We start from the raw sequence: 10,194 nt of genomic DNA, 5'->3' as shown, positions 1-10,194 counted from the left end.
CCCCGCCACCCCCGCCCCCGCCGGACCGCGCACCGTGCGAAGATGGGTAATCGGCAGGACAGGGCCCCCACCACAGGGCCGACGACATAGCGGCCGAAGACCAGCCGCCGCCCGGTCACCGGACCGCGCCCGGCGCACATGCATGGAGGACGTGACGTGGCGAACGACGCCAGCACCGTTTTCGACCTAGTGATCCTCGGCGGCGGTAGCGGCGGTTACGCCGCGGCGCTGCGCGGAGCGCAGCTGGGCCTGGACGTCGCACTGATCGAGAAGAACAAGCTGGGCGGTACCTGCCTGCACAACGGCTGCATCCCGACAAAGGCGCTGCTGCACGCGGGCGAGATCGCCGACCAGGCGCGCGAGAGCGCGCAGTTCGGGGTCAAGGCCACCTTCGAGGGCATCGACATCGCGGGGGTGCACAAGTACAAGGACGAGGTCGTCTCGGGCCTGTACAAGGGCCTCCAGGGGCTGGTCGCCTCCCGCAAGGTGACGTACATCGAGGGCGAGGGCCGGCTGTCCTCCCCCACCTCCGTGGAGGTGAACGGCCAGCACGTCCAGGGCCGTCACGTCCTGCTCGCGACCGGCTCCGTGCCGAAGTCGCTGCCCGGTCTGGTGATCGACGGCGACCGGATCATCTCCTCCGACCACGCGCTGACCCTGGACCGCGTCCCGCAGTCCGCGATCATCCTGGGCGGCGGTGTCATCGGCGTCGAGTTCGCCTCCGCGTGGAAGTCGTTCGGCACGGACGTGACGGTCGTCGAGGGCCTCAAGCACCTCGCGCCGCTGGAGGACGAGAACAGCTCCAAGCTGCTGGAGCGCGCGTTCCGCAAGCGCGGCATCAAGTTCAACCTCGGCACGTTCTTCGAGAAGGCCGAGTACACCGAGACCGGCGTCCGGGTGACCCTGGCCGACGGCAAGACCTTCGAGGCGGAGGTGCTGCTGGTCGCGATCGGCCGCGGCCCGGTCTCGCAGGGCCTCGGCTACGAGGAGCAGGGCGTCGCGCTCGACCGCGGTTACGTGGTCGTCGACGAGTACATGCGGACGAACGTGGAGACGATCTCCGCCGTCGGTGACCTCGTCCCGACCCTCCAGCTCGCGCACGTCGGCTTCGCCGAGGGCATCCTCGTCGCCGAGCGGCTGGCCGGCCTGAAGACCGTTCCGATCGACTACGACGGCGTGCCCCGGGTGACGTACTGCCACCCCGAGGTCGCCTCCGTCGGTATCACCGAGGCCAAGGCCAAGGAGATCTACGGCGCGGACAAGGTCGTCGCCCTCAAGTACAACCTCGCGGGCAACGGGAAGAGCAAGATCCTCAAGACCGCCGGCGAGATCAAGCTCGTCCAGGTGAAGGACGGCGCCGTGGTCGGCGTCCACATGGTCGGTGACCGTATGGGCGAGCAGGTCGGCGAAGCACAGCTGATCTACAACTGGGAAGCCCTGCCGGCCGAGGTCGCGCAGCTCATCCACGCCCACCCGACTCAGAACGAGGCGCTCGGCGAGGCCCACCTGGCCCTGGCCGGCAAGCCCCTCCACTCCCACGACTGATGATTCAGTCCGGGCGCGACGACCACTACCGCACATCTGTAAGGAGCAACTGAAACCATGGCGGTTTCCGTAACCCTGCCGGCGCTCGGCGAGAGCGTCACCGAGGGCACTGTCACCCGCTGGCTGAAGGCCGAGGGTGAGCGCGTCGAGGCCGACGAGCCATTGCTGGAAGTCTCCACCGACAAGGTCGACACCGAGATCCCGGCGCCCGTCGCCGGTGTGCTGGCGTCGATCAAGGTCGCCGAGGACGAGACCGTCGAGGTCGGCTCCGAGCTGGCGATCATCGACGACGGTACGGGCGGCCAGGAGGCGGCCCAGCCGACGGAGGCCGCTCCGGCTCCCGTCGAGGCCCCGGCCCCGGCGCCCGCCGCCGAGGCCCCCGCGGCTCCGGCGCCCGCCGCCGAGCCCGAGCCCGAGCCCGCTGCCGCCGCCCCGGCCGGTGGCGCCTCCGGTACCGATGTCACGCTGCCCGCGCTGGGCGAGTCGGTCACCGAGGGCACCGTCACCCGGTGGCTGAAGGAGGTCGGCGAGGAGGTCGCGGAGGACGAGCCTCTTCTGGAGGTCTCCACCGACAAGGTCGACACCGAGATCCCCGCCCCGGTCGCCGGTGTGCTGCTGGAGATCGTGGTCGGCGAGGACGAGACCGCCGAGGTCGGCGCCAGGCTCGCCGTGATCGGCGCCCCGGGTGCCGCTCCGGCCGCGACCGCGGGTGACGACGGCGCGTACGTCACGCCGCTGGTGCGCAAGCTCGCCTCCGAGAACGCGGTCGACCTGAGCACCGTCAAGGGCACCGGCGTCGGCGGCCGTATCCGCAAGCAGGACGTCATCACCGCCGCGGAGGCCGCCAAGGCCGCCGCCCAGGCCCAGGCCCCCGCCGCCGCGCCCGCTCCGGCCGCCGCGTCGAAGGCGCCGAAGCTGGAGGTGTCCCCGCTGCGCGGGCAGACCGTCAAGATGCCCCGCATGCGCAAGGTCATCGGCGACAACCTGATGAAGGCGCTGCACTCGCAGGCCCAGCTGACCTCGGTGATCGAGGTGGACATCACCAAGCTGATGCGGCTGCGCGCGCAGGCGAAGGACTCCTTCGCCGCCCGTGAGGGCGTCAAGCTGTCCCCGATGCCGTTCTTCGTCAAGGCGGCGGCCCAGGCGCTGAAGGCCCACCCGGTCATCAACGCCCGGATCAACGAGGACGAGGGCACCATCACGTACTTCGACTCGGAGAACATCGGCATCGCCGTGGACTCCGAGAAGGGTCTGATGACGCCGGTCATCAAGGGCGCGGGCGACCTGAACATCGCCGGTATCTCCAAGAAGACCGCGGAGCTGGCGGCGGCCGTCCGGGCGAGCAAGATCACCCCGGACGACCTGGCCGGCGCGACCTTCACCGTCAGCAACACCGGTTCGCGCGGCGCCCTGTTCGACACGATCATCGTGCCGCCGAGCCAGGTCGCCATCCTGGGCATCGGTGCCACCGTCCGTCGTCCCGTGGTCATCAACCACCCGGACCTCGGCGAGACCATCGCGGTGCGCGACATGACGTACGTCGCGCTCTCCTACGACCACCGTCTGGTGGACGGCGCCGACGCCGCCCGCTACCTGACGGCGGTCAAGGCGATCCTCGAAGCCGGCGAGTTCGAGGTCGAACTCGGCCTGTAGGGCTGATCCAGAACGCCCCAGGCACGCTGTACGGCAACGACGCCCCCGCCCGGAATCTCCTCCGGGCGGGGGCGTCGCCGTATCGTTGTCCATCGACCGCTGACCCCGAGGAGCCCTTTCATGACCGCGCCCGTCGTCCACTCGCTGCGCGAACAGATCCGCGAGCACATCGTGGAGGGGATCGTCAGCGGCCGCTGGAAGCCGGGCGAGCGGATCGTGGAGCGGCGGATAGCGACCGAACTCCAGGTCAGCCAGACACCCGTGCGCGAGGCCCTGCGCGAGCTGGAGAGCCTGCGGCTGATCGAGTCCGCGCCGAACAAGGGCGTACGGGTCCGGAACCTGACCGCGGCCGATCTGGAGGAGAGCTACCCGGTGCGGGCGGGGCTGGAACAGATCGCCGCCGAGCTGGCCGCCGAGCGTCTCGCGGCGGACTGCTCCGCGCTGGTGCCGCATGTGAGCGCGCTGTACACGGCGGACAGCCTGGCCGACGGCACCGCCCAGGTGCGGCACACCGTGGGCTTCCACCGCGAGCTGGTGCGGGCGGCCGGGAACGCCGTCCTGCTGCACACCTGGGAGGGGCTGGGCATCGAGGTCTTCACCGCGCTGTCGATCCGCTGGCTGGGGACCGTGCAGAAGTCGTACGCGGAAGAGCACCAAGAGCTGGTCGAGGCGTTCCGGCGGCGCGATCCCGGCATCGGCGCACTGGTGAAGGACCATGTGCTCGGATGTGCGCCGCGTGCCTGAATCATCCCGTACGCCCCGGATTCCCCCTGGTCACTCGGTGCCCACTATCACGGCACGGTGTGCCAATTCCTTGAGATCGTGAAGTTTTTCCTTTCAACCCTTTGATCGATCATCGATCAACGACTTACAGTCGACGACGGGCTGCACCCAGCCCTTCGCCCTGTCCTGCCAGACAAGGCCATTTCTCCACCCCCCTCCTGTCCGGAAGGCGGCGACCATGCCCGACCCCGTAGGCAAACTTCCGAGCGAGCTGGACCAGCTCCCGGACCGTGATGCCGAGGAGACCGCCGAGTGGGCGGCCTCGCTCGACGCCGTCACCGAGCACGCCGGCCCGCACCGCGCCGCGTACCTGATGCGGCGCACCCTCCAGCACGCAGGAACGGCCGGGGTCCCGGTACCGGCGCTGCTGGAGACCGATTACGTCAACACCATCCCCACCTCCGCCGAGCCAGCGTTCGACGGCGACCTGGAGATGGAGTCCCGGATCACCGCCTGGAACCGCTGGAACGCGGCGGCCATGGTCACCCGGGGCGCCCGTTACGGCGTCGGCGGCCACATCGCCACCTTCGCGTCGGCCGCCTGGCTGTACGAGACGGGCTTCAACCACTTCTTCAAGGGCAAGGAGGGGGACGGCTCGGGCGACCAGCTCTACATCCAGGGCCACGCCTCCCCCGGCATCTACGCCCGCGCCTTCCTCGACGGCCGGCTCACCGAGACGGACCTCGACCACTTCCGCCAGGAGTCCGGCGGCCAGGGCCTGCCCTCGTACCCGCACCCCCGGCGGCTGCCCTGGCTGTGGGAGTTCCCCACCGTCTCGATGGGGCTCGGCCCGCTCTCGGCGATCTACCAGGCGCGCTTCAACCGGTATCTGACCAACCGCTCCATCAAGGACACCAGCAACTCGCACGTCTGGGCGTTCCTCGGTGACGGCGAGATGGACGAGCCGGAGTCGACCGCCGCCCTCGCGCTCGCCTCCCGCGAGCAGCTGGACAACCTGACGTTCGTCATCAACTGCAACCTCCAGCGGCTCGACGGTCCCGTCCGCGCCAACTTCAAGATCGTGCAGGAGCTGGAGGCCCAGTTCCGCGGCGCGGGCTGGAATGTCGTCAAGTCGCTGTGGGGCTCGGCCTGGGACGAGCTGTTCGCGCTGGACACCAAGGGCGCGCTGGTCCGCCGACTGCGCCAGGTGCCGGACGCCCAGTTCCAGACGTACGCGACCCGCGACGTCGCCTACATCCGTGAGCACTTCTTCGGCGTCGACCCGGCGCTGATCGAGCTGGCGAAGCTGCTGTCCGACGCGAAGATCGCCGAGTGTTTCTACACCTCGCGCGGCGGCCACGAGGCCCGCAAGGTGTACGCGGCCTACCGCGCGGCGCTCGCCCACAAGGGCGCGCCGACCGTGATCCTCGCGCAGACGGTGAAGGGCTACACGCTCGGCGCCGGTTTCGAGTCGCGCAACGCCAACCACCAGATGAAGAAGCTCTCCGGCGAGCAGTTCCGCACCATGCGCGACCTGCTCGACCTGCCGATCCCGGACGCGAAGCTGGACGAGAGCCTGGTGCCCTACGGCCACCCGGGCGCAGACTCGCCCGAGGTGCGCTACCTCCAGGAGCGCCGCGCGGAGCTGGGCGGTCCCGCTCCGGCCCGCCGGGTGCACGCGGTGGCGCTGCCCGAGCCGTCCGAGAAGGCGTTCCAGGCGGTCTACAAGGGCTCGGGCAAGCAGTCCGTGGCGACGACGATGGCCTTCGTGCGCCTGATGAAGGACCTGATGCGGGACAAGGAGACCGGCAAGCGCTGGGTCCCCATCGTCCCGGACGAGGCGCGCACCTTCGGCATGGAGGCGCTGTTCCCGTCGGCCGGTATCTACTCGCCGCTGGGCCAGACGTACGACCCGGTCGACCGCGACCAGATCATGTACTACAAGGAGGCCAAGGACGGCCAGATCCTCAACGAGGGGATCACCGAGGCCGGGTCCATGGCGGACTTCATCGCCGCCGCCACGTCGTACGCGACGCACGGCGAGACGATGATCCCCTTCTACATCTTCTATTCGATGTTCGGCTGGCAGCGCACGGGCGACCAGATGTGGCAGCTCGCCGACCAGCTCGGCAAGGGCTTCATCGTCGGCGCCACGGCGGGCCGTACGACCCTGACGGGCGAGGGCCTCCAGCACGCGGACGGCCACTCGCACCTGATCGCGTCCACCAACCCGGCGTCGCTGAACTACGACCCGGCGTTCGCGTACGAGGTCGCGGTGATCGTCAAGGACGGTCTGCGCCGGATGTACGGGCAGGCCGCCCCCGGCGAGGACTCGGACGTCTTCTACTACCTGACGGTCTACAACGAGCCGATGCCGCAGCCCGCGATGCCCGAGGGCGTCGAGGAGGGCATCATCAAGGGCCTGTACCGCTTCAAGGAAGGCGCCCCGGCCGCCGCCGACGCGCCCCGCACCCAGCTGCTGGCCTCCGGTACGGCCATCCACTGGGCCCTGGCGGCGCAGGAGCTGCTGGCCGCCGACTGGGGTGTGACGGCCGACGTCTGGTCCGCCACCTCGTGGAGCGAGCTGCGCCGGGACGCGCTGGAGGCCGACGCGGCGCTGCTGCGCGGCGAGCAGCGGGTGCCGTACGTGACGCGGGCGCTGTCCGGCGCGCCGGGTCCCGTACTCGCGGTCAGCGACTGGATGCGCCAGGTCCCGGACCAGATCAGCCAGTGGGTCGAGCAGGACTACACCTCGCTCGGTACGGACGGCTTCGGCCTCTCCGACACCCGTGACGCGGCCCGTCGCCACTTCGGCGTCGACGCGCAGTCGATCGTGCTGGCGGCGCTGGCGCAGCTGGCCCGCCGCGGCGAGGTCAAGCCGGAGCTGGTCGCGGAGGCACGCGAGCGCTACGGTCTCTGACCCTCCAGGACCCGGACGGTCTCTGACCCTCCAGGACCCGGACGGTCTCTGACCCTCCAGGACCGGGCCATGGGGGCCGCGGCGCGATCCGTGGCCCCTATACCAGCTCGGGGAGCCCCTGTCACCCAGTGACAGGGGCTGCCTGCATCATGGAGTCATGCGTGCTGCCCGGCTGATCAAGATGGTGCTTCTGCTCCAGTCCAGACCCTCCATGACCGCGGGTGAACTGGCCCGCGAACTCGACGTCTCCGAACGGACCATCACCCGGGACGCCCAGGCGCTCTCCGAGGCCGGGGTCCCGGTCTACGCGGACCGCGGCAGGACCGGCGGCTACCGGCTCGTGGGCGGCTACCGCACCCGGCTGACCGGGCTGGCGCGCGGTGAGGCCGAGGCGCTGTTCCTGTCCGGGGTGCCGGGCGCGCTGCGCGAGATGGGGCTCGACGACGTGTCGTCGGCGGCCCGGCTCAAGGTGTCGGCGGCGCTGCTGCCGTCGCTGCGCGACGCGTCGGACTCGGCGGCGCAGCGCTTCCATCTGGACGCGCCCGGCTGGTACCACGAGCCCCGGACGCCCGAGCTGCTGCCGCTGGTCGCCGAGGCCGTCTGGTCGGACCGGCTGCTGAGGGCGTGCTATCCGCGCCGGGGCACGGAGGCGGAACGGGAGCTGGCCCCGTACGGTCTGGTCCTCAAGGCGGGCGTCTGGTATCTGTGCGCCGGTGTCGAGGAGGCTCTGCGGGTCTACCGGATCGACCGGTTCACCAGCGCGGAGATCCTGCAGGAACGTTTTGTCAGAGATGAGTCCTTCGATCTCCCCGCGTTCTGGGAGGAACGGTCCACCGAGTTCGCCCGCTCGCTGCTGCGTACCGAGGTCCTCCTGCGCCTCTCCCCCGACGGCGTCCGCAGGCTGCCGCACGTCACGGACCGGCTGGCCGCGCGGGACGCGATCGGGGCGGCGGGCGCCCCGGACGAGGCGGGCCTGCTCACGGTGGTCCTGCCCGTGGAGTCGATGGACGTCGCGTACGGCCAGCTGCTGGCGCTGGGCCCGGAGGCCGAGGTGCTGGAACCCGCCGCGCTGCGGGACCGTTTCAGGGCCACGGCCGAGCGTTTGCGGGGACTGTACGGCTGAACGGGTGATACCGGAAAGGAACATCCGGCTACGAAACAGCGGCTCCGCGTGCGCGGCCCCCTCCCAGGCAGGATGCTTGACCCGTGATGGACGAGACGGAGTTCTGGGAGATCATCGACACGACCCGCGAGGCCGCCGACGGCGACCCCGAGGACCATGCCGATCTACTGGTCGAGCGGCTGCTCCAGCTCGATCCCGACTCCGTACTGGACTTCGCGCGCCACTTCGAGTCCCGCTACAACCGCGCGTACCAGTGGGACCTGTGGGGCGCGGCGGCCGTCCTGCTCGACGGCGCGAGCGACGACGCCTTCGACTACTTCCGCTGCTGGCTCATCGGGCAGGGCCGCGAGATCTTCGAGGGCGCGGTGCACGACCCGGACAGCCTCGCGGAGCTGCTGGACGACTTCGACGAACGCGTCGACGGCGACGGCGAGGAGCTGGGCTACGCGGCGGACGAGGCGTACGAGCAGCTGACGGGCGTGGTGGCCCCGGCCCTGGGCATCGCGGCGCAGTCCGCCGAGCCGACGGGCACGCCGCTGGACTTCGAGAACGAGGCGGCGCTGACGGAGCGGTTCCCCCGGCTGTCCGAGCGGTTCGGCCCGGAGTGAGCCGCCGGGCCCCGGCCCACCGGCTCCTTGGCGCCTTGGCGCCTTGGCTCCCTCGGCCGACCGGCTTCCTGGCCCCTTGGCCCACCGGCCCACCGGCTCCCCTGCTGCCCGGCTCCCTGACTCCCGGTCAGGTCAGATCAGGTCAGATCAGGTCAGCGGCAGGGCCATGAATACGTCGTCCACGTAGGCACCGTCCAGCAGGAACTCGCCGGGCAGGACCCCCTCGACGACGAAGCCCTCCGACGCGTACAGCTCGCGCGCGGGCGCGTTGTGCCCCAGCACCCGCAGCGTCAGCCGCCGCGCTCCCTGGTTGCGCGCGTGCAGCGCCCCGGCGCGCAGCAGGGCGCGCGCCACGCCCCGGCCGCGCGCCCACTCGTGGACGGCCAGGCCTTGTATCTGCCGTACGTGCGCGTTGCTGGCGAGCGGCGTGGGCCTGGCCACCCGGATGTACCCGGCGGTGGCGTCCTCCCGGCCGCCCGCCGCCAGCTCCGCCACCAGGAACTCCTCCACCGGGTGCAGCGCGTCGAAGAAGGGCCCGTATGGCGGCGCCGGCCTGGGCGTCACCGCGTGCAGCGGTGACCAGGCGGCCCGGTCGAGCGCGTTCAGCGCGTCGTCGTCGGCACGGGACGCGGGGCGAATCTGCGGGACAGCCATGGCGCAACTGTGCCATGGGGCACCGGAGAGGCAGGATGGAACCCATGAGGATCGCGGTCACCGGTTCCACCGGGCTCATCGGTACGGCACTTGTACGTTCCCTGCGCGCGGACGGCCACGAGGTGACGCGCCTGGTGCGCCGCTCCGCGCGGGCCGCCGACGAGATCACCTGGGACCCCGAACGGCAGCACGTCGACGCACGCGCCCTGAACGGCACCGACGCCGTCGTCCACCTCGCCGGGGCGGGCATCGCCGGGCGGCGCTGGAGCGAGGCGTACAAGAAGGAGATCCGCGACAGCCGGGTCCTCGGCACCGCCACCCTCGCCGAGGCCGTGGCCTCGCTCGACGAGCCGCCCCGGGTGCTGGTCTCCGGCTCCGCGATCGGCTTCTACGGCTACACCGGGGACCGGCAGGTCGACGAGAGCACGCCGCCGGGCGACGGGTTCCTGCCCGCCCTGTGCGTCGAGTGGGAGGAGGCCGCGCTGGCGGCAGAGGAGGCGGGCGTACGTACCGTCTTCGCCCGCACCGGCCTGGTCGTCGCCGCGAAGGGCGGCGCGTGGGGGCGCCTGTTCCCCCTGTTCCGCGCGGGCGTGGGAGGCAGGCTCGGGGACGGGCACCAGTACTGGAGCTTCATCGCGCTCCACGACGAGGTCGCGGCCCTGCGCCACCTCATCGACACCGACACCCTGGAGGGCCCGGTCAACCTCACGGCCCCGCACCCGGTGACCAACCGCGAGGTCACCGCGGCGATGAGCCGCGTCCTGCACCGCCCGGCTCTCTTCCCCGTCCCGGCCGCCGCGCTCCGCGTGGCCCTGGGCGGCCTCGCGGAGGATGTCCTGGGCAGCCAGCGGGTCCTGCCGACGCGCCTGCTGGAGTCGGGCTTCACGTTCGCGTTCCCGACGGTGGAGGAGGCGGTGCGGGCCGCCGTGTAGCGGCGCTCGCGCGCGGCGCGGGTCCGGGACGGGTCC

The 10,194-nt window shown here is 71.2% G+C and carries 8 protein-coding genes; 7 read left to right on the top strand and 1 reads right to left on the bottom strand.

Annotated elements, in window-relative coordinates; genetic code table 11:
* Positions 1 to 156: 156 nt before the first annotated feature.
* From lpdA to DVH02_RS30390, 6 genes are all read left to right on the top strand, one after another.
* A complete protein-coding gene (gene lpdA / locus DVH02_RS30415; protein ID WP_114627072.1) occupies positions 157 to 1,545 on the top strand; it encodes a dihydrolipoyl dehydrogenase in 1,389 nt (462 codons plus the stop codon).
* Positions 1,546 to 1,602: 57 nt separating this feature from the next.
* Positions 1,603 to 3,198: a 2-oxoglutarate dehydrogenase, E2 component, dihydrolipoamide succinyltransferase gene (gene sucB, locus DVH02_RS30410; protein WP_114627071.1), complete on the top strand. Its 1,596-nt coding sequence runs from the start codon at positions 1,603 to 1,605 to the stop codon at positions 3,196 to 3,198.
* A gap of 120 nt (positions 3,199 to 3,318) precedes the next feature.
* Positions 3,319 to 3,942, top strand: coding sequence for a GntR family transcriptional regulator (locus tag DVH02_RS30405; protein ID WP_114627070.1), 624 nt, complete (start codon positions 3,319 to 3,321; stop codon positions 3,940 to 3,942).
* A gap of 217 nt (positions 3,943 to 4,159) precedes the next feature.
* The gene (aceE, locus tag DVH02_RS30400; protein WP_114627069.1) at positions 4,160 to 6,841 is read left to right on the top strand and encodes a pyruvate dehydrogenase (acetyl-transferring), homodimeric type; all 2,682 of its coding nucleotides are present in this window, start codon (positions 4,160 to 4,162) and stop codon (positions 6,839 to 6,841) included.
* 157 nt (positions 6,842 to 6,998) lie between these two features.
* Positions 6,999 to 7,964, top strand: a complete 966-nt coding sequence (locus DVH02_RS30395) for a helix-turn-helix transcriptional regulator (protein ID WP_114627068.1) — start codon at positions 6,999 to 7,001, stop codon at positions 7,962 to 7,964.
* Between the two features lie 86 nt (positions 7,965 to 8,050).
* A complete protein-coding gene (locus DVH02_RS30390; protein WP_114627067.1) occupies positions 8,051 to 8,572 on the top strand; it encodes a DUF4240 domain-containing protein in 522 nt (173 codons plus the stop codon).
* A 147-nt stretch (positions 8,573 to 8,719) separates the two neighbouring features.
* Here the strand turns inward: DVH02_RS30390 and DVH02_RS30385 are convergent, their stop codons facing one another.
* The gene (locus tag DVH02_RS30385; RefSeq protein ID WP_114627066.1) at positions 8,720 to 9,226 is read right to left on the bottom strand and encodes a GNAT family N-acetyltransferase; all 507 of its coding nucleotides are present in this window, start codon (positions 9,224 to 9,226) and stop codon (positions 8,720 to 8,722) included.
* Between the two features lie 35 nt (positions 9,227 to 9,261).
* Here DVH02_RS30385 and DVH02_RS30380 point away from each other — a divergent pair, with 35 nt between their 5' ends.
* Entirely contained in the window at positions 9,262 to 10,158 is an 897-nt protein-coding gene (locus DVH02_RS30380; RefSeq protein ID WP_114627065.1) for a TIGR01777 family oxidoreductase, read from the top strand.
* The last annotated feature ends 36 nt before the right edge of the window (positions 10,159 to 10,194 follow it).

This window comes from Streptomyces corynorhini, assembly GCF_003346515.1.
GTDB lineage: Bacteria > Actinomycetota > Actinomycetes > Streptomycetales > Streptomycetaceae > Streptomyces > Streptomyces corynorhini.
The sequence above is the reverse complement of the archived record's forward strand: the minus strand, read 5'-3'. Positions and strand labels throughout refer to the sequence as shown.